At 62.2% G+C, this 24395-nt stretch carries 23 protein-coding genes and 1 pseudogene; 18 read left to right on the top strand and 6 right to left on the bottom strand.

Translation table 11 applies throughout. From position 1 onward, the window contains the following. Positions 1-323 precede the first annotated feature (323 nt). Positions 324-1457, bottom strand: coding sequence for an alpha/beta hydrolase (locus EDF56_RS24270; RefSeq protein ID WP_243652831.1), 1134 nt, complete (start codon positions 1455-1457; stop codon positions 324-326). 295 nt (positions 1458-1752) lie between these two features. On the opposite strand from EDF56_RS24270, the gene EDF56_RS24265 reads away from it, so the two are divergent. From EDF56_RS24265 to prfH, 4 genes are all read left to right on the top strand, one after another. Further along, positions 1753-2451 carry a TetR/AcrR family transcriptional regulator gene (locus EDF56_RS24265; RefSeq protein ID WP_132392488.1) on the top strand — a complete coding sequence of 233 codons (699 nt, stop codon included), beginning with the start codon at positions 1753-1755 and terminating at the stop codon, positions 2449-2451. A 539-nt stretch (positions 2452-2990) separates the two neighbouring features. Next, entirely contained in the window at positions 2991-3479 is a 489-nt protein-coding gene (locus EDF56_RS24260; protein WP_132392486.1) for a hypothetical protein, read from the top strand. Continuing rightward, on the top strand, positions 3476-4576 hold the full coding sequence (locus EDF56_RS24255; protein WP_132392484.1) for an RNA ligase RtcB family protein: 1101 nt from the start codon (positions 3476-3478) through the stop codon (positions 4574-4576). Before EDF56_RS24260 ends, EDF56_RS24255 begins: the two co-directional genes overlap by 4 nt. Further along, on the top strand, positions 4573-5193 hold the full coding sequence (gene prfH, locus EDF56_RS24250; protein ID WP_132392482.1) for a peptide chain release factor H: 621 nt from the start codon (positions 4573-4575) through the stop codon (positions 5191-5193). The genes EDF56_RS24255 and prfH overlap by 4 nt, the downstream gene beginning before the upstream one ends. 280 nt (positions 5194-5473) lie before the next feature. On the opposite strand, the gene EDF56_RS24245 is transcribed toward prfH, so the two are convergent. After that, on the bottom strand, positions 5474-6013 hold the full coding sequence (locus tag EDF56_RS24245; protein WP_132392480.1) for a HutD family protein: 540 nt from the start codon (positions 6011-6013) through the stop codon (positions 5474-5476). Between the two features lie 410 nt (positions 6014-6423). Here EDF56_RS24245 and EDF56_RS24240 point away from each other — a divergent pair, with 410 nt between their 5' ends. From EDF56_RS24240 to speD, 8 genes are read left to right on the top strand one after another with little or no spacing between them, the layout of a single operon-like run. After that, positions 6424-7410, top strand: coding sequence for an SPFH domain-containing protein (locus EDF56_RS24240; RefSeq protein WP_132392478.1), 987 nt, complete (start codon positions 6424-6426; stop codon positions 7408-7410). 27 nt (positions 7411-7437) lie between these two features. After that, complete coding sequence (locus EDF56_RS24235) at positions 7438-8100, top strand: DUF4178 domain-containing protein (protein WP_132392476.1); 663 nt, start codon at positions 7438-7440, stop codon at positions 8098-8100. Further along, positions 8097-9449, top strand: coding sequence for a DUF4178 domain-containing protein (locus tag EDF56_RS24230; RefSeq protein WP_132392474.1), 1353 nt, complete (start codon positions 8097-8099; stop codon positions 9447-9449). The genes EDF56_RS24235 and EDF56_RS24230 overlap by 4 nt, the downstream gene beginning before the upstream one ends. After that, complete coding sequence (locus EDF56_RS26140; RefSeq protein WP_165912368.1) at positions 9446-9607, top strand: hypothetical protein; 162 nt, start codon at positions 9446-9448, stop codon at positions 9605-9607. Before EDF56_RS24230 ends, EDF56_RS26140 begins: the two co-directional genes overlap by 4 nt. A gap of 48 nt (positions 9608-9655) precedes the next feature. Next, entirely contained in the window at positions 9656-9865 is a 210-nt protein-coding gene (locus tag EDF56_RS24225) for a DUF350 domain-containing protein (protein ID WP_132392472.1), read from the top strand. Further along, positions 9858-11417 (top strand): polyamine aminopropyltransferase, encoded by a 1560-nt coding sequence (locus EDF56_RS24220; protein WP_132392470.1) that lies wholly within the window; start codon positions 9858-9860, stop codon positions 11415-11417. The genes EDF56_RS24225 and EDF56_RS24220 overlap by 8 nt, the downstream gene beginning before the upstream one ends. After that, the gene (locus EDF56_RS24215) at positions 11407-13020 is read left to right on the top strand and encodes an FAD-dependent oxidoreductase (RefSeq protein ID WP_132392468.1); all 1614 of its coding nucleotides are present in this window, start codon (positions 11407-11409) and stop codon (positions 13018-13020) included. Before EDF56_RS24220 ends, EDF56_RS24215 begins: the two co-directional genes overlap by 11 nt. A 1-nt stretch (position 13021) precedes the next feature. Beyond that, positions 13022-13378 (top strand): adenosylmethionine decarboxylase, encoded by a 357-nt coding sequence (speD, locus tag EDF56_RS24210; RefSeq protein ID WP_132392512.1) that lies wholly within the window; start codon positions 13022-13024, stop codon positions 13376-13378. 257 nt (positions 13379-13635) lie between these two features. Here the strand turns inward: speD and EDF56_RS24205 are convergent, their stop codons facing one another. Beyond that, the gene (locus EDF56_RS24205; protein ID WP_132392466.1) at positions 13636-14013 is read right to left on the bottom strand and encodes a hypothetical protein; all 378 of its coding nucleotides are present in this window, start codon (positions 14011-14013) and stop codon (positions 13636-13638) included. A 716-nt stretch (positions 14014-14729) separates the two neighbouring features. On the opposite strand from EDF56_RS24205, the gene EDF56_RS24195 reads away from it, so the two are divergent. Next, entirely contained in the window at positions 14730-16382 is a 1653-nt protein-coding gene (locus EDF56_RS24195) for a recombinase family protein (protein WP_132392462.1), read from the top strand. Positions 16383-16967: 585 nt separating this feature from the next. Beyond that, positions 16968-17129, top strand: a complete 162-nt coding sequence (locus EDF56_RS26135; RefSeq protein WP_165912367.1) for a hypothetical protein — start codon at positions 16968-16970, stop codon at positions 17127-17129. A gap of 307 nt (positions 17130-17436) precedes the next feature. On the opposite strand, the gene EDF56_RS24185 is transcribed toward EDF56_RS26135, so the two are convergent. Then, the gene (locus EDF56_RS24185) at positions 17437-17835 is read right to left on the bottom strand and encodes a hypothetical protein (protein WP_165912366.1); all 399 of its coding nucleotides are present in this window, start codon (positions 17833-17835) and stop codon (positions 17437-17439) included. Between the two features lie 17 nt (positions 17836-17852). Between EDF56_RS24185 and EDF56_RS26130 the strand changes: the two genes are divergently transcribed. Beyond that, positions 17853-18218, top strand: a complete 366-nt coding sequence (locus tag EDF56_RS26130; RefSeq protein WP_165912365.1) for a hypothetical protein — start codon at positions 17853-17855, stop codon at positions 18216-18218. A gap of 85 nt (positions 18219-18303) precedes the next feature. Here the strand turns inward: EDF56_RS26130 and EDF56_RS26525 are convergent. Further along, a pseudogene (locus EDF56_RS26525) lies at positions 18304-18532 on the bottom strand (IS3 family transposase); the annotation flags it as partial. A 309-nt stretch (positions 18533-18841) separates the two neighbouring features. Between EDF56_RS26525 and EDF56_RS24180 the strand changes: the two are divergent. Genes EDF56_RS24180 through EDF56_RS24170 form a run of 3 tightly spaced genes read left to right on the top strand, consistent with a single transcriptional unit; the run spans position 18842 to position 22112 of the window. Next, positions 18842-20170, top strand: coding sequence for an LLM class flavin-dependent oxidoreductase (locus tag EDF56_RS24180; RefSeq protein ID WP_132392458.1), 1329 nt, complete (start codon positions 18842-18844; stop codon positions 20168-20170). Further along, positions 20167-21756, top strand: coding sequence for an FAD-binding protein (locus EDF56_RS24175; protein ID WP_132392456.1), 1590 nt, complete (start codon positions 20167-20169; stop codon positions 21754-21756). The genes EDF56_RS24180 and EDF56_RS24175 overlap by 4 nt, the downstream gene beginning before the upstream one ends. Beyond that, the gene (locus tag EDF56_RS24170; protein ID WP_132392454.1) at positions 21753-22112 is read left to right on the top strand and encodes a ferredoxin family protein; all 360 of its coding nucleotides are present in this window, start codon (positions 21753-21755) and stop codon (positions 22110-22112) included. The genes EDF56_RS24175 and EDF56_RS24170 overlap by 4 nt, the downstream gene beginning before the upstream one ends. On the opposite strand, the gene EDF56_RS24165 is transcribed toward EDF56_RS24170, so the two are convergent. Beyond that, positions 22100-24394, bottom strand: a complete 2295-nt coding sequence (locus EDF56_RS24165) for a molybdopterin-dependent oxidoreductase (RefSeq protein WP_132392452.1) — start codon at positions 24392-24394, stop codon at positions 22100-22102. The two genes, EDF56_RS24170 and EDF56_RS24165, sit on opposite strands and share 13 nt — an antisense overlap. Between the last annotated feature and the right edge of the window lies 1 nt (position 24395).

Raw genomic sequence — 24395 nt, 5'->3', positions numbered from 1 at the left:
TCTTGGAATTCCTGCCGACCCAGACGCCTTCGTAGATGCCTTGTCCGAGTTGCTCGGCGAACTGCCCGAACAGGTTGCGGCTGATGATCGGGCCGGGACGATCTGCGTTCACGGTCAGCGAGGCCGACGGGTCGTTCTGCGCCACGGCGCCGCTGGCCAGAGTCAGCAGCGATATCGACGTCGCACCCAACCATGCAAAACGCGATAATCTTTTCATTTTGTCGTCTTTCTGCAGTTCAGGCAAAAGCCAAAGTCGAAAGCGAACGACCAGAAGGATAGCCAGCACGCTATCCCGCCACGTCTTCGCAACATTTGTAGTTCCCTTACATCCAGTGCTTGGCGAGCCAGCGGAGCGCGTCGGCGACCGCGTCCGCATCCTCGGGCGTGCTCCCGCCGAAACCGCCATGCGGCATGGCTTCCCCGACATAGAGATCAGCCACGACGCCCGCCTTGCGCAGAGCCGCGTGGAAACGCACAGTGTCGGAAAGGAACAGGTCGCGCGTTCCCGTCCGCAGATAGGTCGGCGGAAAACCGCGCGAGAGATCGCCCTTCAGAGGAGAGAGATAGGGATCGGACAGGTTCGCCCGCCCGGCATAGAGCGCGACATTCGCATCCTGCGACCAGACTTTCAGCAGCGTGTCGAGATGCTGGTTGGTCTGCAGGCTGTCGCCGGCGCCCGTCAAATCCACGATTGGCGTATCGAGCAGCAATGCGCCGGGTCGCGGCAATCCGGCATCACGCGCCTTGAGCATTAGCGCAGCCGCCAGATTGCTCCCTGCAGAACCGCCCGAAACCAGAATCCGGTCGGGATGATAGCGCCCGACCATGTCCCGGTAGACGGCGAGGCAATCGTCGAGCGGCACGGGGAAGGGATGATCCGGCGGCATGCGATAATCGACGGCATAAACGATGCCGCCATATTGCTGTGCCTGCACCTGCGACAGAACGCGGGCGATCTTGCCACCCAGGCTGGTCCAGCCGCCGCCATGGATGCTGAGATGCGGCTTGCCCTGGTTCGGAGCGGAAGCGGGCGGCGTGATGACATAGACCTTTGCCGCACCGATCATACGGTCTTCCACCGTAAAGCCGGGGAGGACGAGATCGCCGTCATTCATCATGCGCAACATCCCCGCGTCATGGTCGGCGATCTTCTTGCGCCACGCCGCGGCGTCGCTGACGGGAGGATAGGGTTCGAGCGGATTATCGGCGCCCTTACGCAAATAGGCGCGCGCCGCATCGCTGATCGACAACGGCGGCGCGATGGTCCGGGCGGGGAGGTGAACGGCTCCGTCAGGGGGGGCAGACGCAGCCTGCGTCATCTCGCGCGCCTTGGCGGGCAGCGCACCGACCGTTCCGACGAACGCGGCCGATAGGCCGAGTATGCCGCGCCTGCTTAGCGCAACTGAGCCGCTTTCGCCTTCCCATGTAAGGCTATCGATCCGGTCGCCGTTGTTCATATTCGGTCCCCCCGTAAAAACGGAAAACGCCTCTATCGGGCGCAAGCTGGATTACGCGCGCCCGGCAGCACGGGGAAATGGGCCCTACCGCTATGCCCCCGGGCAAAGAGACGCGACGATGCCGGCGCAGCCTGTCTCATCCTCGATCCCCCGATCGTCTTGCCATCTGATATCAACGGCGGAACACGATCTGTCAATTAAATATACCATAGGTATAGATATGGCGGGCCTTCTTCATTCGCATCATTGGTTTTAGGGGCCGGGAGGGCTGGTCATTTGCGCCAGGGAAAGGGATATGGAAGCGGTGCAACAGGAAAACGGCGCAACGACCCGATCAGACGTCTTGGAAAACAAGCCGCGAAGGGGACGACCCTCGCGTGCACAGGCGCAGGCGATCGACCGCCGCGTTCTCGACGCTGCGCGCTACTGCTTCCTGACGAACGGTGTGGCAGGGGCGACGATGGAGGCGATCGCCCGTCGCGCCAGGGTCACCAAAGCGACGCTCTATCAACGATATGCCGACAAGGTCGCCCTGTTGCGCGCCATGATGCAGGAACGTGTCGAGACATGGTCGCTGATGGCGCAGCAGCGCGAGGCGCCGCGCGGCGAGACGCTGGAAGGTCGGTTGCGCTATTTCGCGCGGTCCGCGCTGCATTGGAGCGAAAATGCCGAAGTGAAGGCCTTCGGGAATCTTATCCGGGAATGTTGGGGCAGCGCCCGCCTCGTGGCCGAAGAGATGCAGGCCATACGCGACAATCGGATGATCGACGTTCTGGAACAGCAAATGGAAGAATTTGGCGCGAAGGAGGGGCTGGTCATTGAAAATCCCCGTCAACTGGCCGCCATCTTCATGGGCATGCTGACCGCTTTCCAGCCCAAACCCGCCCTGGGTGGTGCTGAGCCCTCCGAACATATGATCGCGAACTATGCCGACGAGGTGGTCGACATCCTGTTTTCCGGCCGAGCGGCGTGGCAAAAAGAGCATCGCCTCTGAATTGCGTCCATAGCGAGCAGGGCGTAGTGTCGGGCGGCGCTCCGGCGGCCATGTCCTGATACGACCCGTCGGGGAGTATTTGTTGAGATTGACGAAATTGAGCATGCCGGCCGACGTGCTTCCGCGATGGGCCAGGTCCAAATCCTTGATGGCGATATCGAGATCGCGTCTACCAATTGGCAATGACCGCTGTTGGGAAGCCGCAATGAAGCGCTGAACGGCGACACTGGGTCGTAAACGCTGGGATCCGTTGCCTGTTACGATTGCGTTCGGCCTCGGGCCTTGCGTCTATTGGCAATCTGCAATAAATGGGCGCCAGCCGATATCGGCCTGTTTTTGAACGAGGAAAGGAGAAGATCATGCGCGCAGCATTTGACCGCGACGAAAACAACTTCTCATTCCCCTGTGTTCAGGAACAGATTACATGGGCAACTGCCTCAAGGGCGACACTTCTCGCCTGATTGCTTTTCGCGGCCCGCGCGCCGCTGATTTTTCGAGACTTTCCGTCGTCGTCACACCTCTTTTCGGGGAGGCTTGTCATGCGTGATGACATGTTCAAGGTGATCGTCGAACGCCCCCGCTGGGGTGCGAACCACGCCACTTCTCCCAAATTAAAAAGGATGCCTCAAGCAGACGCACGCCATATCGGTCTCAAGCGCCATGCCCGCATCGGTGCGCCCTACATCAAGTCATTGAACGAGAACCTTGCCCCGTTGGTTCGCTACCTGCGGCGCCAGCGTGGACGCCAGTGGGACGCCGTCTTCAGCGAGATCTGTGCGAAGCTCGACACGGGCAGCACTGTCAAGATGCACGTACGCGAACATCTCGAGGATTTCGTGCTGACCCGTATTTCAATCGGGCGTTATGGCGAGTGGATGTTTAAAGGCCAGGTTCTCGGCCGCCGGAGGCAGTGGTTCCGGCGTCGGGAGCTGTTCGTCGATCCGCGTGACGGGGTTCTCAAGGACATGTCCGTGCTTGAGGCGATGCTGATCTCCGGAATGGTCAATGACCGGGGAGGCGCACAATGACTCCGATCTCCCTGATCGCCAACGATCCATCGCGGTTCGATCCGCTGTCACTCGACCAACTTCAGGCAACGGCAAATTACGAGGGTATGGCCCGCGTTGTCGGCCTGCCCGATCTCCACGCCGGCAATGGTATTGCCGTGGGGGCCGCCTTCTGGTCGCCGGATCGCATCTGGCCCCATCTGGTGGGCAGCGACATCGGCTGCGGCATGGCATTGTGGGAGACCACTTCGCCATTGCGCAAGTTCCGGCTCGGCAGCGTGGAGCGCAAACTGAAAGGGCTGGACGCTCCTTGGTCGGGCGATGGCGCAGCAGCCCTGAAAGAGGCTGGATCGCCGCCCGAACTGACCAGCCCTGCGCTGGGCACCATTGGCGGGGGCAACCATTTCGTCGAATTCCAGCGGATCGAGGCGGTGGAGGACGAGGCGCGCTTCGCGGCCCTTGGCTTGCGGCACGACCGGGTCTGGATGATGGTGCACAGCGGTTCGCGAGGCCTTGGTCAAGCCGTCTTACAAGCCCATCGACAGCCGGAAATTAGCCATGGAATACCTGCAGACAGCCCGGAGGCCGCGGCCTACCTTGCCGAGCATGACGCTGCGCTTGGCTGGGCGATTGTGAACCGTCAGATCATCGCCCGGCGTTTTTGCGAAAGTCTTGGCATCGGCGGCCGGTCGGTGCTGGACATTTGCCATAACAGCGTGACGCCGCATCAAAGCGGGTGGCTGCACCGTAAGGGGGCTGCGCCTGCTGATCGGGGCTTGGTCACCATCCCGGGCTCACGAGGGGACTTCAGCTATCTGGTAGAACCCATCTTGGAAGATGCCGACAAGGCCCTCCATTCGCTGGCCCATGGCGCAGGCCGCAAGTGGAGCCGCAAGGATGCCCATGCCCGCCTTTCGCGCCGTTTCAACGTCGCGGACATGCAGCGCACCGCCCTCGGCAGCCATGTCATCTGTGAGGATCGCAAGTTGATCTTCGAAGAGGCTCCCGAAGCTTACAAGGACATTGGCATGGTTATCGCCGATCTGGAGGGAGCCGGCCTGATCCGTGTCATCGCCAAGCTTCGCCCCCTACTCAGCTACAAGACGAGAGCGGCATGAGCGAAGTGATCCTGCACATCACGGCGGGCAAAGGCCCCAAGGAATGCCAATGGGTAGTGGCGCAACTGGCGCGCGCTTTCGCAAAGGAGGCCAAGGGCATGGGTCTTGAATGCGAAGCGCTCGAGGGTTTGGAGGATTTGCCGTCCTCGATCCTCCTCCGCATCGAGGGCGAGGCAGCATCGGCCTTTGCTGCGAAGCGCATAGGTTCCAACCAGTGGATCGGGACCAGCCCCTTCCGCCCCCGCCACAAGCGGCGGAACTGGTTTGTTGGCGTAGCGCTTGCACCCGAGCCTGACGCGATCATGGACCTGCAGGATGAGGACATCGATTATCAGGCGATGCGCGCCAGCGGACCAGGCGGCCAGCATGTCAACAAGACGGACAGTGCGGTTCGGGCCACGCACCGGCCGACTGGCCTGGTGGCCACGGCACAGGAGCAACGATCCCAACACGCCAACCGAAGGCTGGCTCGGATGAAGTTGGCGATCATGTTGGAAGAACGGCGTGGGCAAGCCAATGACGGCGCAAAAAGGTTGCAATGGCAGGCCCATCAGGATCTCGAACGCGGCAATGCGGTCCGGGTCTATTCTGGGAATAGATTCGTGCTGAAGGAATGAGGCTTGCTGAGCCGGACGGCATGTCCGTCCGGCTCAGCAATATCTCCGACCTCTAAGGCGGGGCGAACGCTGCCTGTACCCCGTCTCTCCGTTGCGAACTGAGTGCCCAGGATGGAAGGGCTGCTATTGAGCAGTGACTGTCGGAATAGCAGAACGTCCGCATCTGGGGATTGGGAATCGGCTGCTGAACGACCTGGAAGGGTCGGCATCGGTAGGCGGAAGCTGGGAAGCAGCCGTCGCTCCAGCCCCGCCACTTGAAAGACTGCTTTCGGCCAAGAACTTAGCATTCGCTGATGAAATCAATTTGTATCGCGTCGCCCTCAAGTAAGGTCTTGCCAGTGAACACGGCGCAGTCCAGCGCTTCCATTGGCGAACTCTCCAGATCCTGCGGTTCCAGCAGAACAAGGAAGGAAGCGCTTGAGCTTGCCGTGACTGGGCCTGGCCCCCGGCGGGCCATCTTTACGGTACACTCGCCGCGCCGGGTCATGGCATTGAGATCGAGCACCGGACCGCCCGCAGGTTCTCCATATATTTGTGCGCCGCCATCGAAGGGAAAGGGTGCGCTCTGCGGATCAAGCCGGATATCCACTCCGTCGCCTTCAAGCTGCAAGGTGCCTTCCAGCACCGCAAGTGTCCTATCGATCCCGAGGAACGTCGAGAAGGCGCCACCATGCTCCACTCTTGCCATGCTGAGCCGCCAGAGGAACTCGTCCATGCCCGCGCCGGGTGGAAAGACCGCGATTTCTCGGGTCGTTCCGCCACCGTTCTTCCATGGCACTTCGGGGCAGTTCCGAGTTCGTATGACCTGAACGATGCTCATAGCCTGCTGCTAGCGGAAAAGGACGACGCCACCTACCGGAAGTTCCGTGGGTTGGTTCCGATGTCATCGGTTGGTTGTCCGAAAATGCGCACCCCATTGCCGTCATTCTGCTCCGTGTGTGCTGAACCCAAAAAAAAACCGGCTGCTCCGGATCTCCACCCGTCGATGGTAGATTGGAGTCTATATTCCTGTCCTGTTGCTCTGCATCGGCACATAAATTTCAACTTAACTGACGTCTTCGCCACGATCGGAATGGCCTGAAACTGGCCGTCCGTTGAGACGACAGAAAATCGCAATTTTGGGGATCTTCTGATGGGCCGGAAGGGCTACATAATGCGATACACATCACGCGCTTCTTTGCACGGGATGGGAAAGCCTCTAGGGTAAGTCGCGAAAGGTGCGGGCCTCCTATGTTCGGTTTTCTTCGTAAGCAGTTCGTCGATGTCATCGAATGGTTGGAACGCCCGGGCGAACTCGCCTGGCGCGTGCCTTTCGAGGATCGCGAAATTCAGAATGGCGCGCAACTGACGGTTCGCGAGGGCCAGGCCGTTGTCTTCGTCAACGAAGGTTGCGTGGCGGACTTCTTCGAATCCGGCCTGCACACGCTCAACACCGCCAATCTGCCGGTGCTGACCAACCTGATGAACTGGGACAAGGGCTTCAAGTCGCCCTTCAAGTCCGACGTCGTGTTCCTCTCGCGCAAGGAGCAGCACGGGCTGAAGTGGGGTACTGCTCAGCCCGTTACGGTGCGCGATGCCGAGTTCGGCGCGCTGCGCATCCGCGCTTTCGGATCATACTCGTTCCGCGTGGCGGATCTGGAGCCCTTCGTTTCGCGTGTGTTGGGCACGCTGGCGGGCGTTTCGGTCGCCGCACTGGAGCCGCAACTGCGCGCCGCGATCCAGACCGCGCTGGCGACGGCGCTGGGCGGCAGCGGCATCGCCTTTCTTGACCTTGCGGCGAACCAGCAGGCGCTGTCGGATCGGATCAAGGTGGAAGTGGACAAGGCCTTCGCGCAGTGGGGCCTCGAATGCCTGAGCTTCTACGTGGAAAGCGTGTCGCTGCCGGAGGAAGTACAGGCCCATCTCGATAAGGGGTCGTCGATGCGCGTGCTGGGTGATCTGGCGCAGTACACCCGGTTTCAGGCGGCCGAGGCGATCGAGCAGGCAGCGGGCGCGGACGGCGGCGTTGCCGGAATCGGCGCGGGCGTGGCGGCGGCAACGGCGCTGGGCAGTGCGATGGCCGCCGGACTGGGCACGGCGGCTGCAGCCTCGGTAGCGGCTTCCGAGGAAGATCCCATCGCCACCATCGAAAAGCTGCACAAGCTGGTCACGCTCGGCGCGCTGAGCCAGCAGGAGTTCGACGCCAAGAAGGCCGAACTGCTCTCGCGCATCCGCTGACGCGAAAGTTTCGGGGGGAACACCGGCGTGATCAATTGCCCGTCCTGCGGCGCGGCCCTGCCTGTGCGGGGGCTCTCCGCGCCTTACACGACATGCAGCCACTGCCAGTCTCTGATCCTGCGACTGGAACAGTCGGTCGAGGAGATCGGCAAGGTTGCCGTGGTGCCCGACGATGTTTCCCCGGTGCAGATCAGCACGCACTTCCGGATCGGCGGTAGCGAATTCGTTGCCGCCGGCCGGGTACGCTGGGGCTGGAGCGGCGGTTCGTGGAACGAATGGTTGCTGGCCTCGGCCGATGGGCAGACGCGCTGGCTGGGGGAGGCGATGGGCATGTACATGCTCACCGCCGAGCGGCCCGATGTGATGGCTGCGCCGCTGGCGCGCCGGTTTGCGGACGGGGGAGAACTGGTCCCGGGCCAGATTCTGACGTTGGAAGGTGCGGATTATGCCGTGTCTGATGTGAAGCAGGCGGAATGCCTTGGCGGAGAAGGCGATCTGCCGTTTCCGCCGCGTGCCGGCTGGACGATGACCAATGTCGATTTCCGCACGCCGGGCGGAGAGGCATTGTCTCTCCAACGTGACGGGCAGGGCACGACGGCGTGGCTGGGCAGCTGGCATGAACTCTCCGATCTGGCGCCCCGCGTATTGAGCGAGATCGAGGGTTGGGCGATCCCGGAGCAGATGCGGTGAACCCGCCGAAAAGCGCCGTGCGCGCGGTCTCCTGCCCCAATTGCGGCGGCACGCTGGAAGTGCGGGCGGCGGGCTGGTCGATCAACCTTGCTTGCCAGTATTGCGGCTCGATCCTCGACGTATCGCGGCCCGAAGTGCAGATCATCGAACGGCACAACCGCGCTGCCGCCGGTTTCACACTGCAGTTGGGCAGCCGGGGGCAGCTGTTCGACACCGAGTGGGAAGTGATCGGCTCGATGGAACGCAGCGATGCGTGGTCCAACTGGCGCGAATACCTCCTGCTCAACCCCTATGTCGGCTATCGCTGGCTCGTCGAGTATGACGGCGACTGGCAGTTCGGCACGATGCTGCTGGATCGGCCACAGGAAAGCGAAGGCTCCGTCCAGTGGCGGGGCCAGCGCTTCCGGCAGGAGGACGAGGCCAGCGATGCCAGCATCGACACGGTGATCGGCGAATTCTACTGGCGCATCGCCAGCGGCGATCGGGCGCTCTGCGCCTCCTTTACATGCCGGGATTTCACGCTTTCGCGCGAGGAAGCCGACGGGGAGATCAACTGGACCCAGCTCGTCGCGCTGTCGGGCGGTCACATGGAAAGCGCTTTCGGTCTTTCCATGCCCGAACCGGCACCCCAAACGAAGCGGGGCAACTCCAGCGGTCGCGGCTATGCGCTATTCCAGGCGGAACGGCGATCCGATGCCTCTGACATTCCCGCGATGCTCGGGGCTTCGATGCTGACGATCCTGGCCGCCGCGCTGTTGATGTGGGTCTTCGCGGGCAGATCGGCAGCGGGCACCAGCGATATCGAAGCGCCCTTCGGTCGGACGGCAGAAGGCATCAGGGTGGGCCGCATCACTGTCAGCCGTCCCTGGCAATTCGTGAGCATCCGCGCGCGTGCCAGCACGATCGAAAACGAGTGGGTCGATCTCGATTACAGTCTGGTCGACCGGGCGACGGGGCAGTCCATCGATGCCTACGGCCTTGTCGAACATTATACCGGCAGCGACAGCGACGGCCCCTGGAGCGAAGGCAGCACCAGGACCACGACCCAGTTCGGGCACATTCCCAGGGGCTCTTACGACGTCTTCGTAGACGCCGGCGCGCACCGCTGGCCCACCGACGTCCCGTCGGACCGCACGCCCTCGCCATGGGCATCGACGTCCGCCAGCGATTCTTCCACTAATTCCAGCGCCGGTTCCTATGACGGGTGGGGAGCGGACAAGCCCAATCCGGTGCCCGTGGAGATCGTCGTCCAGACCAACACGATGCCGCAGGGCAACTTCTGGACGCTTTGCATTCTGGTGATGGTGATGCCGGCATTTGCCATTTATCGCGGCTGGAAAAACCGATGAGCCCGCGCCTGATCTTCCACGTGCTGTGCTGCCTGATGCTTCTGGGGGGCATCGCGTTGACGAGTTTCTACGCCTGGTCCCCCTATTCCGACGAGCAGCGAGAAGCTCGCACTGGCAGCGGCTTCGGCGCACGCGGCGGCGGCCCCACGCACAAGTGATTTTCGGCAAGTCCTTTTCCGGCAATATCGATTTTTGGGAGCCCACACATGCTCACGCTTTCCGTCTTCCTCGCGACTTTGCTTTATGCTCTGCTGGGCATTGTCATCTTCATCGTCAGCTTCGTGCTGGTGGACAAACTGACCCCCGGCGAACTTTGGCGCGAGATCATCGAGCGCAAAAACACGGCCGTCGCCCTGCTGGCGGGCGCGGTGGCCATCGGCATCTCGAACATCATCGCCGCGGCCGTTCATGGCTGAAAGCGATCTCGCCGCGGGCGGTGAGGGCATGGGGGATGATGACAAAGCCCCCGCCTCGCTCGCGATCATCCTGCTGGTTTCGGTGCTGGTCGTTGCGACCTGCGGTCTAATCTACGAACTGCTGGCGGGCACGCTGGCAAGCTACCTGCTGGGCGACAGCGTCACCCAGTTCTCCACCGTGATCGGTTCCTACCTCTTCGCGATGGGCGTGGGCAGCTGGCTTTCGCGCCATGTACGGGGCGACGAGATCGGCGTCTTCGTGCGGGTGGAAGTGATGATCGCCGCGCTGGGCGGCTGGTCGGCAGCGGGCCTGTTCATGCTGTTCCCGCTGGTGGGCGATTTCCGCGTGGTACTCTACGCGCTGGTACTGGCGATCGGCGTGTTGGTGGGCCTGGAAATTCCACTGCTGATCCGCATCCTGCGCCACCGCTTCGCTTTCCGCGAACTGGTGTCCAACGTGCTGACCTACGACTATGTCGGCGCGCTGATCGCATCGCTGCTGTTCCCGCTGGTGCTGGTGCCGTGGCTGGGCATGATCCGGACCGGCTTCGTGTTCGGCCTTGCCAACGTGGCGGTCGCGCTGGCGCTGCTGTTTGCCCTGCGCCGCCAACGGCGGATCGGCGCGGACATGGCGGCGGCGCTGGTGGTTGCGGCCAGCCTGCTGGTCGGCCTTGCCATGGCGGACCGGATGCAGCGCTGGTCCGAAGTGGCCTTCTATGGGGAGCCGGTGATCCACGCCCGCTCCACGCCGTACCAGCGCATCGTCATCACCCGGCGGGGCGAGGACTTGCGGCTCTATCTCAACGGCAATCTCCAGTTCTCCACGCGGGACGAGTATCGCTATCACGAGGCGCTGGTCTGGCCGGTGCTGGGCCGCGTTGCCGATCCGGCGCAAGTGCTGATCCTGGGCGGCGGAGACGGCCTTGCCGCGCGCGAAGTGCTGCGCGATCCGCGCGTGCGGCATGTCACGCTGGTCGATCTCGATCCGGAAATGACGCATCTGTTCCGCGATACGCCGCAACTGGCCTCGCTGAACAACCACTCGCTCTCCTCGCCGCGCATCACCGTGCACAATGCCGACGCCTTTCGCTGGGTGCGCGAGGCGCAGGGGCAGTACGACGCGGTGATCGTTGATTTTCCCGATCCCACCGAGTTCTCGCTCGGCAAGCTTTACACCGAAACCTTCTATCGCGAAGTGTCCCGCCTGCTCGCGCCCGAAGGGGTGATGACAGTCCAGAGCACATCCCCGCTGATCGCTCCGCGCTCCTACTGGACGGTGGCGAGCACGCTGGAAGCGGCCGGGCTCTCCTCGCGCGGATACCATGCCTACGTGCCCAGCTTCGGCGAATGGGGATTCACGTTGGCCGCGCATCGCCCGCTGACCGACGCGGTGAGCCTGCCGCATGGCCTGCGCTTCCTGACCGCATCGAGCGAACGCGCGATGTTCGACTTTCCGCCCGACATGGCCCGCCGCCCCACACCGGTGAACCGGTTGGACAATCAGGCACTCGTGCGCAGCTTCGCCGAGGAATGGGGCAAATATGAAGGCTGAGCCTACAAGGCGGCAGCTATTGGCCGGCGGTACGCTTGCAGCAGGTGCGGCGATGCTCGGCGGCTGCGGCGAAGCCGCGATTGCCGGCAAACTGGGCGGCGCGGACTGGCAGCGCGGCCACTTGTTGCGCGATCGCCGCTTTCCCGCGCCGCAAGGACCGATCGAGGAGATCGACGTCCTGATCGCCGGCGGCGGCGCGGCGGGCCTTGCCGCAGGCTGGCGGCTGGCAGAGGCGGGGTTCGATCGTTTCGCCCTGTTCGAAATGGAAGACCTGACCGGCGGCAATGCGCGATCCGGCCGCAATGCCGTGAGTGCCTATCCGCTGGGCGCACATTACCTTCCGGTACCCAATCGCGAGGCAACGGCGCTGCGCCATATGCTGCGCCAGTTCGGTATGATGACGGGCGAGCAGGAAGGCGTGCCTGTTTACGATCCCTACCAGCTCTGCGCCGACCTGGAGGAGCGCCTGCTGTGGCGCGGGCGCTGGCAGGAAGGGCTCTACCCCACTTCCGGCGTAACCGCTGCCGACCGCGATCAGCGCGCAGCGTTCGACCGGCGGATGGACGCATATCGCAAGGCGGTGGGCGCAGACGGCCGCCCGGCCTTTGCCATTCCGATGGCCTATTCCAGCATCGATCCGATCTTCCGCGCGCTCGATGGTGTGAGCTTCGCAAAGTGGCTGGATGACGAAGGCTTCACCTCTCCGGTGCTGCGCGCCTATCTGCGCTACTGTTGCCGGGACGATTACGGCAGCGAGGCGGAGCATGTCTCCGCATGGGCGGGCATCCACTATTTCGCCGGTCGTCGGGGCTGGGCGACCCAGGGCGACGGCGACCGCGAACTGACATGGCCGGAAGGAAATGGCCGCCTCGTCAGCCTGATGGCGCAGCGTATCCGCCCGCACTTGCGACCGGCGCACAGTGTGTTTCACGTTGAACGTGATGGAGACGGCGCGTTGGTGGACCTATTCGATCACACCGCGCGCAGAAGCAGGCGACTGCGTGCGAAGGCGGTAATCATGGCCATGCCGCATTTCGTCGCCGCGCGCGTTGCCCCGCAATTCGCGGCCGAGGGAGCCATGTCCTATGCCCCGTGGGTGGTCGCCAATGTCACCGTGGGTCGCCATCCCGAAGGCAAGGGCGTGTCGCTGGCGTGGGACAATGTCTCGACTGCCAGCGAAGCGCTGGGCTACGTGGTCGCCACGCATCAAAGCGAGGCGAACGACGGCGGGCCGACCGTACTGACATGGTATCTGCCGTTGTCGAAAGAGAGCCCGGCAGAAGCGCGCAAGATCCTGATGACGCGCCCGCTGCGGGAATGGCAGACCATGGTGCGCGAGGACCTGTTGGCGATGAACCCCGATCTGGACGGCGTTATAGAGCGCATCGACGTCTGGCGCTGGGGCCATGCGATGATCCGGCCAACGCCAGGCTTCCTCTCCGATCCTGCACGTTTAGGCGCCGTCGCCGCGCAGCCACCAGTCCTATTCGCCCATTCCGACATGAGCGGCCTTTCGCTATTCGAAGAAGCCCATCATCGCGGCGTCTGCGCCGCTGAAGCTGCGCTCTCCGAGCTCGACCATCCTTTCGAAAGTCTTGCCTGAAATGGCGCATACCCCCGATAACAGCCTCCACTTAATCGCCGATATCGAAGGGTGCAACGGACTGAGCGAGCTTCCGCTGATCGAGGCGACGTTACGTGAAGCTGCCGCCGCCGCGCGCGCGACGTTGATAGACATCCGATTGCACCACTTCGGCCCCGGCATGGGCGTTACCGGTGTTGCGTTGCTGGCGGAATCTCACATCTCCATCCATACTTGGCCTGAAAACGGAATTGCGGCGGTCGATCTGTTTGTGTGCGGCGCGGATGTTGATGCTGAAGCCGGTCTTGCCGTAATTTGCTTCCGGTTGTCCGGGCAAGTTCGATTGAAACGTGCAATCGCGCGGCTGAGCTCTTGCTGAATCCTACTGTCCTCAAATATCGCAGATAGACGGCAACTTGGGGGACTATTTTCGGCAAGAACTCCCTGCACTTTGCCGCAGTAACAAAAAGCGGGCTTCATGGAGGGGGCTTCGGCCCACGAACGGCGGCTGTCGTCGTGTCGATGCCAAAGCCCGACGGTCTCTTTACGGCCAGTCTTGGGTATCCAGAACGGAAAAGCTGACGGGCCGCACCTGGGGAGTGAAAATCGGCGGCTGAGTGACTGGGAAGGGTCGTTCTAGCGTAAGACCCGGTTTACGGCCGCCAGCGCCTGATCTGGACTTGCTACGAGCGCGATACGCGGAACCGGATTCGCACCGGCGATGATGTTCAGTACCGCCTCAAGGAGTTCCATATTCTTGGGAGGTCGGGTTACGCCGCCGCCGATCGTCACGCAATCCACCGCATTGCCGGCAAAGCCCTCTGCAAGCGCGTCCAGCTTGGCGGTATCTGCCGAGACGAAGACCACGGATGCCTCATGGCCCGCTGCCTTCAACTGATCGAGGCTAAGAGTAATACCCGCGAAAATTTTATCTGCGTCCAGGCCAAGCGGGAGAGCCGGATCCGAAAAGTCGACTTCGTCGGGGTGGATGCCGATCATCATCACATTCGCCACGGTCTTTTCCTTTATAGCTCCATGATCAGGATTTTGATCAGTTCATAATGACACTCGTCATGACTGCGTGTGAAGCCCAGATTAAAGTCGCGCAATGAATGAAGGGCAGCTCTAAACATTTCGCTTCCGATAGGAGCCGTTCCGGTTCGCCCGACTTTGCCGTCGTTGCGTGCCGCAAATCGACAACATGACCGAACGACAACTTCACGTTGAATCGCCATCTCGATGCGCGGTTCCAGTACCAGCCTCGAGTCGTCATGGTTGGTGGTAAAAACTAAGTACAAGTCTTCGATACATTCCCCTGAATATATCTCCTTGGCATCGGATCCGATCCGCATAATAGTCTCGACCGGCGGTCAGACCCAATTTGGGTAAGCACGTGCCGCAACTATCTCCAACGAATGCGCTTCAGTGGACTGTCGGCTGCCTTGATAGGTGGCTGCCAGCGCCACGACGAACGCAAGTCGTTCGACGTTCGCATTGGGCTTGCAATCTTCTGCCAGTGACGCAAGAATGAGCGCTCACAGCCGTCACGAGCAAAGCAGCTCGGGCAGGATGGGCAAGCCGCCCTTGGAGTTCAGTTCACCACACGCAAGCCGGGATCCCCGGCTGATTGAGTTGGTGCGCATTCTCGCACGGCAGGCTGCTCGAGAAACCTATTCCCAGATGCTTCAGGAACGCAATCCATCGGATACCTGAAGCAGGAGATGTTTCCTGTGAAAGTTGCCGTTTACGCTCGCTACTCCTCCGATAACCAGCGCGACGCCTCGATCGCCGATCAACTGCGCATCTGCCGCCTCCATGCAGAAAAGCAGGGCTGGGAGATCGTCGAGGAATACACCGACCATGCCACGTCCGGGGCATCCCTGCTCCGCCCGGGCATCCAGGCGCTGATGGCCGATGCTGCACGGGGGCGCTTTGATGTGATCCTGGCCGAAGCCATGGACCGACTGTCGCGCGATCAGGAGGACATCGCCGGTCTGTTCAAGCGCATGGCCTATGCAGACACCAAGATCGTGACGCTCTCGGAGGGAGAAGTCACCCATCTGCACATCGGGCTCAAGGGCACCATGAACGCCCTCTTCCTCAAGGATCTTGCCGACAAAACCCGCAGAGGGCTCCGGGGCCGTGTCGAACAAGGCAAGTCTGGCGGCGGCAATGCGTATGGCTACGATGTCGTAAAGAGCCTCGATGAGCACGGTGAACTCGTGCGCGGAACGCGCACCATCAACGAAGAGGAAGCCGAGATTGTACGGCGGATCTTCCGCGAATACTGCGCCGGCAAATCGGGCCGGGCTATCGCCGCCGATCTCAATCGCGAAGGAATTCCGTGTCCAAGTGGCGGCGATTGGGGCTTCTCAACCATCAACGGCAATCCCAAGCGCGGAACCGGCATCCTCAACAACGAGATGTACGTTGGGAAGCTGGTCTGGAACCGCCAACGCTTCATCAAGGATCCGGATACTGGCAAACGGCAGGCTCGCCCAAATCCACAGTCGGAATGGATTGTTCAAGCCGTTCCCGAGCTTCGGATCGTTGGCGATGAGCTTTGGCATGAGGCCAAAGACCGCCAGGCTCGGGTCTCAGTCGACACGGTGGGACAGGCACGGCCGCGTAAACGACCAAAGTACATGCTGTCTGGGCTGTTGCAGTGTGGCTGTTGCGGCGGTGCCGTCACATTGATTTCGCAACAAAGGGTCGGTTGTGCCTCTGCGCGCAACAAGGGCACCTGCGACAACCGGCGCTCGATCAGACGTGATCGATTGGAGGATCGTGTCATACACGCGCTCCGCCATCACCTCATGGACCCAGCCCTCTTCGCCGAATTCTGTGAAGAGTTCACGCAAGAGATGAACCGACTGCGCAAGAATGCCGGCAAAGCCACCGAGGCCGCGCGCGCCGAAGTCTCCAAGATCGATCGCGATCTCGACAAGCTCGTTGATATGATTCTGGCCGGCGGCAATGCCGACAAGATCAATCAGCGCATGCTCAAGATGGAGGCCAGGAAGCGAGATCTGGAGGCGCAGGTATCGCAGGCGCAGGAACCGCCTCCGCAGCTGCATCCAAGCATGGCCCACCATTACCGCGCGCAGTTGGACAACCTCACCCGCACGCTTTCCTCGAAAGATGAATGCAACCGTCTGATCGCTACTGAGATCATCCGCTCGTTGATCGATCGGATCATTTTGATTCCGGAAGGGGATGGACTGATCGTCGACGTCCATGGCGATTTGGCCAGCATTTTGACGATTGCCGCGGAACGCAAAAAACCCGCCAAAAAGCAGGCGGGTTCGAGCGGTTCATCTGGATCAGGAAACGATAGGCAATTTCGAATGGTTGCGGGGGCAGGACATAGCATGGGAGATTAATAATATGAAAACACACTATTTTTCGATTTTCCCATGTTTCCAATACCCCCCAAACCACCCCCAAGATACGGCATCTTCCGCGATCGTTAATTCTGACAACGACAGCGGCAAATTACACCACAAAAACAGACTTTTACAAATCTCCCGCCGCACAGAATTCAGATCCCATAGTGGGATTTGAACCGGGACGTTTTTACACCACGCAGGTGCTCGCGGGCTCACGTCTGGTAACACGCGCGCGCTGCCATCGGTTGGTTCTTCTAGGGCCCACGATTCTCGTTATCGGAGCATCCGCAGTTGGGGAGTTCTGGCCGTGAAGAGACTGACCTGTTTCAGGCGACCAGCGGGGATTAGCGGTCATTCTGCAAGACCGCTTTGGCTTGTCACCCCAGGCAAGAAGTCTGATTGTGTGCGTCGCGGCATCTTCGGTTGTCGGCAAAAAGCCGAGCCTTTCGTAAAATGCGGCAGCTTCAGCAGTTTTTGTTCGGAGCCTCATGATGGAGAATGATTTCGCCGCGACCTCCATGATGCTCGTGACCAACCTCGTGGCATGCCGGTGCGTCGGGCGGAGGCGATCACGTAAACATGGCGAAGATAGCTTATGCCACAGCCGGCAGAATAGGGATCGGCATTCAGGCCGCCTATAGCTATCAATCACTCGTCACCGTAAACACCAAACAAGAATTCACTCGGACCCTGAAAGCGGTTCGTGCCTGCAATCCAGTTGTTCTGCAAACGTCGCATTGACTGATGACCTTGGCCTTCTGCTTTGATCACCAAAGGCAGAACTTCCTCACTCAGCGATGTTATGTGGCGCAGTTTGATACATTCAGAGCTCACCAAGCCGCTCCTCAATGTTAGGTTGAGCGGGGGGCAGACTAGTGGTAACAATAGGCTTCGCCAAAACCGAAGCGCTCGTAAAGGTTTCGGGCAACGGCATTCTCCTTATGGACCTGCAAGTAGCTCCCGCGCGCACCCTGGGCGTGGCCCCATGACATGATTGCGCTCATCAGGGCTTTGCCGTGACCGCAGCCACGGGCTTCAGGTCTGACGATCAGGTAAAGATGCCCACGTGAGCAGCTTCGAGCACGCCTAAGCCAAACGCCACTGCGGACCTATCCTGCACTACACTGACGCAAGCAACCCGGCCGCCGATTGAACGTATGATAGCGTGATGATGGCCGAACAATGACTTTGAAAGTTTGTGGACGTCGGCGATGCGATCCAACCAGGTCATTGTTGCAGCCTCTTCGATGCCGATGCCATCACGAAGCGGTCCTGGCGTGACCGGACCAACCATGACCACCAAAGGTTCTGCCACACCATAGCCGTGTCTTTCGAGTTCTCCGTCGGCATCCGGCGAAGCGAGCGGAGAAATTCTGAAGATCGGAGGAAGCCCCCCGCTCACGATAATACTTTTCTGCGTGAGCAAAAACCTCACTGAAGTCTGCATTGGGTTTTAAGGCATTGATGGAATTGGCCCGCTTCGTGCAGCCGCCGGCGGTGCGCAACAACCATCCTCCGAACTCCGCCGTTTCTAGGGCAGGCCACCCACTCAGGGCCAATTTTTCAAGTGTTAGAATTCGCTGCACGAATGCCTCACGCGTGCTGGCCAATATCACTTCTGTGCACCTGCAGCCATTTCGTTGGATTGCTAAGGCGAGCAACAAGCAAATCCGCATACATATTGTCAACCTAATCACTAGAGAATGGGCGTCACTCGGGGATGGCGGAATAAGCTGCGCCATCGCGATCTGCCCCGTTCTGAGTGTTTCAAAAAGCTTTGTTGTTATGGACGACGAAGGAGATGGGCTGGGAAAAACCCAAACCGGATAAGATCATTGGCAAGCTGCATGAGGCGGAGATTATGCTGGCGCAGGGCGAGACCGTACCGGACGCGCGCCGGCGGCTGGGCGCACGGTGCACTTTGCTCAGCTCGTGGGCTTAGCGGGCTCTTCTGCCAAGCATAGTTGCCACTGGGCTGGATGCGCAGACATCGACACATCAACCCAACCCGGCGCTGGTCACGATGCCCGACAACAACTGCGTATCTCACTTTGAATCCTTGGCGGAATGCGCAGTGGCATTTTAAGAATGTCGCGCTCTTCGGTTACCCGGTTCAGTTCGCGCTTCAGCCGGCGGATCTCGGCACCCTTGCTGGCATCGCCAAACACCACATTCGTCAGTTGCCGCTTCCAAAACGAACAGCGAGTGCGGACTAGGAGGACCGTCAGTGGGACCCATCATGCGACGGCCAATGTCGACTGGGAAGACGACTGTGCTTCCGGCAAATAAATCCTCCCGCACGAAAGGCTTGCGATATGGCCCGCAATTAGGCGACGGCCTCTAAACAGGCTTCCAATCCGCCGCCTCGATTGAACCACTCCAATAATTGTATGAGCATGTCTCGTTTTCATCACTCCCCACCGCTGGATACCATTGCAGCGAGGAGAAACGACATGACCCGCCAACTACATCTCGGAGCGATTCTCGAAGGCGTCGGAACCGATCAACACAGTTGGCGCGATCCGGATCTGCCGGCGGACGCCAGCATCGATATCAACTGGTACATTCGCAATGCGAAGCTGGCGGAAGAGGCCAGGTTCGACCTCGTCTTCATTGTCGATTCACCCTTCATCACGCCCGATACGGCCCCGCACTTCCTCAATCGCCTTGAGCCGCTGACACTGCTGTCGGCAATTGCCGCGCATACCGCCAGGATCGGCCTCGTAGGCACGCTGACGACATCCTACTGGGAGCCGTACAACGTCGCCCGGCAGTTCGGCTCGCTCGACAATATCAGTCGCGGCCGCGCGGGCTGGAATGTCGTCACGACCGGCCTTGAAGGCGCGGCGGGCAACTACGGACGCGACGCCCATTTCGAGCATGGCGAACGCTACGCCCGCGCGGAAGAGTTCGTTCGGGTCGTGCAGGGCCTGTGGGACAGCTACGAAGACGATGCCTTCGTGCGCGACAAGGCCGCGGGCGTGTTCCTGGACAAAGCGAAGCAGCATCGGCTCGATCATCGCGGCACGCATTTTTCCGTGACAGGTCCGCTGGCGCTCACCCGCTCGCGGCAGGGCCAGCCGGTGATATTCCAGGCTGGCGAAAGCGATGCGGGACGCGATCTTGGTGCGACAATAGCCGAAGCGACTTTTGCCTCCGCGCGCGACTTCGACGCGGCACGCGGTTACTATGCGGATGTAAAAACCCGCGCCGCCGGTTTCGGCCGCGATCCCGAACAGCTCAAGGTGCTGCCCGGCCTGTTCCCGATCATCGCGGAAACCGACGAGGAAGCGCAGCGCATCGCCCGGCAGCAGGAGGACACGCTGGATCTGGACAAGCTGCTGGTCCAGCTCGGCCGTGCGTTCAACTATCACGACTTCAGCCAGTACCCGCTCGACGCTCCGTTCCCGGACCTGACCGGCGTGACGCTCAACTCCTATCGCGGCCATGCGGAATCGATCATCCGCACGGCCCGGGACGAAAACCTGACCTTGCGCGAAGCAGCCTACAAACTGGGGCGGTGGCAGAGCAGCTTCATCGGTTCACCCGAAACGATCGCCGACCAGATCCAGCAGTGGTTCGAAGGCCGCGCCGCCGACGGCTTCATCCTGCGCGTCACCCGCCCGGGGGACTTCGCCTTGTTCCGCGAAATGGTCGTGCCGATCCTCCAGCAGCGCGGACTGTTCCGCCGTGACTACGAACATGAGACGCTGCGCGGCCATCTTGGACTGGACGTGCCGCAGAACCGCCATGCTCGGTCCTTCGCCGAAGCCGCCGAATGAACCGCAACCAATTGCCGCCTGCCGACGTCCTGATCGTCGGCGGCGGCATGGCAGCAGCATGGGCAGCGATCGGCGCCGCCCGGGCAGGAGCGCGCGTAACGTTGGTCGACAAGGGCTATGTCGGCTCCAGCGGCGTCACCGCGACGGGTGGCCCCAACCACTGGTGGGTGCAGCCCGACCCTGCGCTTCGGCGTGAGGCGGTGGAGCGGCAGGCACAGAAGGCACAGGGAATTGGCGATCCGGAATGGATGGCCAGAATCATCGACCTGACCTGGCGGCACCTTCCAACGCTGGCGCGGTTCTACCCCTTCGGCAGCGATGGAAAGGGCGGCAGCTACTTTTCCGGCGTGCGCGGGCCCGAATACATGCGCGCCCTGCGGCAGCAGGCGCTGGCTGTCGGGGTCTCGATCCTCGATCATCACCCCGCGATCGAGCTTCTGGCGGACGAGGAAGGACGCGTGACCGGGGCTCGCGGACATGCGCTGCGAACCGGTGAAGACTGGGCGATCGCGGCCGGGGCAGTCATCATGGCAACAGGCGGCTGCGCTTTCCGGTCCGGCCTGATCGGTAGCCACTGCAACACCGGCGACGGATACCTGATGGCAGCCGAAGCCGGGGCAGAGCTTTCGGGAATGGAGTTTTCGCCCGTCTACACGCTCTCGCCGGCTTGGGCCTCCACCCGCACGTTACCCTACTTCGCCGCTCGCTTCTTCGATGAGACCGGCACCGAACTCGACATCCCGCCGCCGCGCGCCGGTCACGCTCACCTCCAGGCGCTTGGCAAAGCGATGCTGCAAGGGCCGGTGCTTGCCGATCTTTCCGACGCGCCCTTGCAGCTGCGGCCGATCCTTCATCGCATCCAGCCCTTCACGCCCGCCCCCTTTGAGCGGCGCGGCATCGACCTGTTTCGCGACCGTTTTCCGGTAAAACTCTTCGGCGAAGGCACCATACGCGGGACGGGCGGCCTCAGGATCGTGGACGCGGAGTGCCGCACCACGGTTGCCGCCCTGTTTGCGGCAGGCGATGCCGCGACACGCGAACTTGTCGCGGGTGCTACCAGCGGCGGGGGTGCCATAAATTCTGCCTGGGCGCTCTCTTCGGGCCTGATCGCCGGGGAAGCAGCCGCGCGCGAAGCGATCGGGCGCCGTCACCGCGCCCCCGCCACCGGACTGGGCAAGCTCGGCATTGCCCCCACGGGTGAGGTGAGAACGGTGGAACGGAAGGCGATTGACGTATTGGTCGACGACGAAATGCACGGATACGACAAGGCCCTGCGACGTCACGGTGCCACTTTGACCGCATCCGCACAGCGCCTGGAAGAGGTATGGGGCGACCTCTCCCGTCATGGGCACGCAGCAGGCCGCGAGCTGGTCGCGCTTCGGGAAACCGCCGCGATGACGGCCACCGCCCGCTGGTGTGTGGCGGCGGCAACGGAACGCGAGGAAACACGCGGTCTCCACGTCCGCACCGACTTTCCGGAGTCCCGCCGCGACTTCGCAACCCGTCTGCTCACGGGCGGGCTGGACCGGGTGTGCACGCGCGAGGAGAAGGCCCGATCGGGAGCGACCATGGAAACGGCGGCATGATCGCGCTGATCCTTCCCGAGCGGTGCACGGGCTGCGACGCCTGCGTGGTTGTCTGCCCGACCGATGTGCTGGAGATCACCGGCGACACGCCGCGCATCGCCCGTCTGGATGCCTGCCAGACCTGCTACTTATGCGAAGTCTACTGCCCGCAGGACGCCATTTACGTCGCGCCTGATCAGTTCCAGCCCGAAACGGTCGATCGCGATGCCGTCATCGCCTCCGGACATTTGGGCAGGCTGCGCCGCGACCACGGGTGGGATCGTCCTGCCGAGACCGGGCACCTTGACGAATACCGGCTGCTGGGCCCGCTGTTGAACGAGGGCTCCGAAATCGCAGAGCGACGCTATCGCGGGTGAGCCACGACGAAAGTCGGCGGGTCGAACGCCCGCACCGGCGGTAGGGGACCTTGCCACTTGCGTATCTCGACCAGGCAAGTGTGTGCGCTGCATCCTTGCGAGAGGCCCGAAGCCGCGCGGTCCAGAGTGAGGACGTTGGGATTACCATGCCGGTCGAGATCCCCGTCCGGATCGTACCAGGCTCCTGTCGAGAGGCGGACGACACCGCGCATCAAGCCGAGATCGACGATCACTCCGGCAAGGCATCGGCCGCGATCGTTGAAGAGTTCCACGATCTCGCCATCCCCGATGCGGCGGGCCTCGGCATCCTGCGGATTGACGTGGACGCCTTCTCGGCCGGCGACCTTGCCGGCACGGCTGTAAGGCGCGGGGTCGAGCTGGCCGTGAAGCCGCCGTTCGGGCTGGTCGGAGATGAGGTGGAGCGGGTACCGGGCGGCAAGCGCACCGCCCAGCCACTCGAACGGCTCGCGCCACGCCGCATGGCCCGGACAATCCTCCAGTGCGAAGCCGGCAATGCGCTCGGAGAATATCTCGATCCGTCCCGACGGGGTCGCCAGTGGGTGGGCGGCGGCGTCGCGGCGGAACTCGGCATGCATGACAAAGGGATCGTCATGGCGAGAAAGGTCGATCAGGCCGGTCTCGCGAAACACGTCGTAGTCCGGTAATTCGATGCCCGCTCCGACGACGCGGGCTCGGTTCTCCTCGTAGATGTGCCGCAGCCAGTCCTGTGTCCCGCGCCCTTGCGAGAACGCGTGGTGGGCGCCAAGCCTTTCGGCCAGCCCGGCAAGGATCGCATGATCATCCCGCGCTTCGCCATAGGGCGCCCGCGCCTTCCTCATGGCGATGTAATAGCCTTCGCGCGTTGCGAAACCGATGTCGTCACGCTCCAGCGAGATCGTCGCGGGCAGTACGATGTCCCCATGGCGCGCGGCGCTGGTCCAGTAGTTCTCCTGGATGACGATGGTGTCGGGCAGCGCCCAGGCGCGGCGCAGGCGATTGAGATCCTGGTGGTGGTGGAAGGGGTTGCCGCCCGCCCAATGGACCAGCCGGATGTGCGGATAGCGATGACGGTCGCCGTTGTAGGTGAAGGTCTCCCCCGGATGCAGCAGCATGTCGGCAAACCGCGCGCAGGGAATGAAGGCGGTGACCGGATTGCTCCCTTGCGGCAGTACCGGTCCGGGAATGCGGACATGCGCGCTGCCCATCACGTTCATGGCGCCGTAGCCGATTCCATAGCCCCCGCCCGGCAGGCCGATCTGGCCGAGCGTGGCCGCCAGTGTCACCAGGGCCCAGAAAGCCTGCTCGCCGTGGGCCGCGCGCTGCAAGGCCCAGGCGGCATTGAGCATGGTGCGCTTTGCCAGCATTTCGCCAGCCAGTGCGCGCAGGAAACCGGCCGGTACGGTGGAGATCTCTTCCGCCCATTCCGGCGTTTTCGCGACGCCGTCCGCTTCTCCCAGCAGGTAAGGCACGAAGCGACCGAAGCCGACGGTGTGGCTGTCGATGAAACTCCGGTCGAACTGCGGATGGCACACCACCTCGTGCGCAAGGGCCAGCATGACGGCTGTGTCGGTGCCCGGCCGGATCGGCACCCATTCCACCGTGCCGCCGGTGACGAGGTTGCCGCGCATGGGGCTGAAATTGACGATACGCGCTCCACTCGCGGCAAGGCTCTCCAGCCCCGCGCGGGCGCGGTGCCGTCCTGCCCCGCTCGACGAGACTTGCGCGTTCTTGAGCGGAACGCCGCCAAAGGCGACGAAGAGCTGGCAATGCTCCGCCAGAACTTCCCAGCTCGTATGGGAGGCGTTGGAGCTGTCCATGTCGGCAACGATGTGCGGCATCACTACGCGCCCGGCACCGAGGCTGTAGCTGTCGACGCTGCGCACGTAGCCGCCGATGCAGTTGTAGAAGCGGTGCAGCTGGCTCTGCGCATGATGGAAGCGCCCGGCGCTCGCCCAACCGTAGGAGCCCGCGAAAATCGCTTCGTTGCCGTGCGCCTCGCGGATGCGGGCAATTTCTCCGGCGACCAGATCCAGCGCCACGTCCCAATCGACTTCGACGAAGGGCTCCTCTCCCCTTCCCATGGCCGACCTGCCTTCCAGCCAGCCCTTGCGCACCGCAGGCCGGCTTACTCGCAGGGCTTCCACTTCCGGCGCCAGCTGGTCGAGGCCGATCGGCGTGGGATCGGGATCGGCCGCAAGCGGGGCGATCTGCGGATCCCCACCTGCGCCCGGCCGCAATTCATAGATGCCCCAGTGCGCGGCGGAATAAGTCGGGCTCGTCATG

It is taken from the genome of Novosphingobium sp. PhB165, assembly GCF_004341845.1.
GTDB lineage: Bacteria > Pseudomonadota > Alphaproteobacteria > Sphingomonadales > Sphingomonadaceae > Novosphingobium.
Note: the sequence above shows the minus strand (reverse complement) of the source record. Positions and strands in the feature narration are given on the sequence as shown.

Excerpts from the sequence above, each read along its gene's own strand:
- EDF56_RS24240 (WP_132392478.1), top strand. The coding sequence starts at position 6,424 with ATGTTCGGTTTTCTTCGTAAGCAGTTCGTCGATGTCATCGAATGGTTG.
- EDF56_RS24225 (WP_132392472.1), top strand. The coding sequence starts at position 9,656 with ATGCTCACGCTTTCCGTCTTCCTCGCGACTTTGCTTTATGCTCTGCTG.
- EDF56_RS24260 (WP_132392486.1), top strand. The coding sequence starts at position 2,991 with ATGCGTGATGACATGTTCAAGGTGATCGTCGAACGCCCCCGCTGGGGT.
- prfH (WP_132392482.1), top strand. The coding sequence starts at position 4,573 with ATGAGCGAAGTGATCCTGCACATCACGGCGGGCAAAGGCCCCAAGGAA.
- EDF56_RS24270 (WP_243652831.1), bottom strand. The coding sequence starts at position 1,457 with ATGAACAACGGCGACCGGATCGATAGCCTTACATGGGAAGGCGAAAGC.
- EDF56_RS24165 (WP_132392452.1), bottom strand. The coding sequence starts at position 24,394 with ATGACGAGCCCGACTTATTCCGCCGCGCACTGGGGCATCTATGAATTG.
- EDF56_RS24215 (WP_132392468.1), top strand. The coding sequence starts at position 11,407 with ATGAAGGCTGAGCCTACAAGGCGGCAGCTATTGGCCGGCGGTACGCTT.
- speD (WP_132392512.1), top strand. The coding sequence starts at position 13,022 with ATGGCGCATACCCCCGATAACAGCCTCCACTTAATCGCCGATATCGAA.
- EDF56_RS24175 (WP_132392456.1), top strand. The coding sequence starts at position 20,167 with ATGAACCGCAACCAATTGCCGCCTGCCGACGTCCTGATCGTCGGCGGC.
- EDF56_RS24185 (WP_165912366.1), bottom strand. The coding sequence starts at position 17,835 with ATGCAGACTTCAGTGAGGTTTTTGCTCACGCAGAAAAGTATTATCGTG.
- EDF56_RS26130 (WP_165912365.1), top strand. The coding sequence starts at position 17,853 with ATGGAATTGGCCCGCTTCGTGCAGCCGCCGGCGGTGCGCAACAACCAT.
- EDF56_RS24245 (WP_132392480.1), bottom strand. The coding sequence starts at position 6,013 with ATGAGCATCGTTCAGGTCATACGAACTCGGAACTGCCCCGAAGTGCCA.
- EDF56_RS26135 (WP_165912367.1), top strand. The coding sequence starts at position 16,968 with ATGGCGAAGATAGCTTATGCCACAGCCGGCAGAATAGGGATCGGCATT.
- EDF56_RS26140 (WP_165912368.1), top strand. The coding sequence starts at position 9,446 with ATGAGCCCGCGCCTGATCTTCCACGTGCTGTGCTGCCTGATGCTTCTG.
- EDF56_RS24180 (WP_132392458.1), top strand. The coding sequence starts at position 18,842 with ATGACCCGCCAACTACATCTCGGAGCGATTCTCGAAGGCGTCGGAACC.
- EDF56_RS24255 (WP_132392484.1), top strand. The coding sequence starts at position 3,476 with ATGACTCCGATCTCCCTGATCGCCAACGATCCATCGCGGTTCGATCCG.
- EDF56_RS24170 (WP_132392454.1), top strand. The coding sequence starts at position 21,753 with ATGATCGCGCTGATCCTTCCCGAGCGGTGCACGGGCTGCGACGCCTGC.
- EDF56_RS24265 (WP_132392488.1), top strand. The coding sequence starts at position 1,753 with ATGGAAGCGGTGCAACAGGAAAACGGCGCAACGACCCGATCAGACGTC.
- EDF56_RS24220 (WP_132392470.1), top strand. The coding sequence starts at position 9,858 with ATGGCTGAAAGCGATCTCGCCGCGGGCGGTGAGGGCATGGGGGATGAT.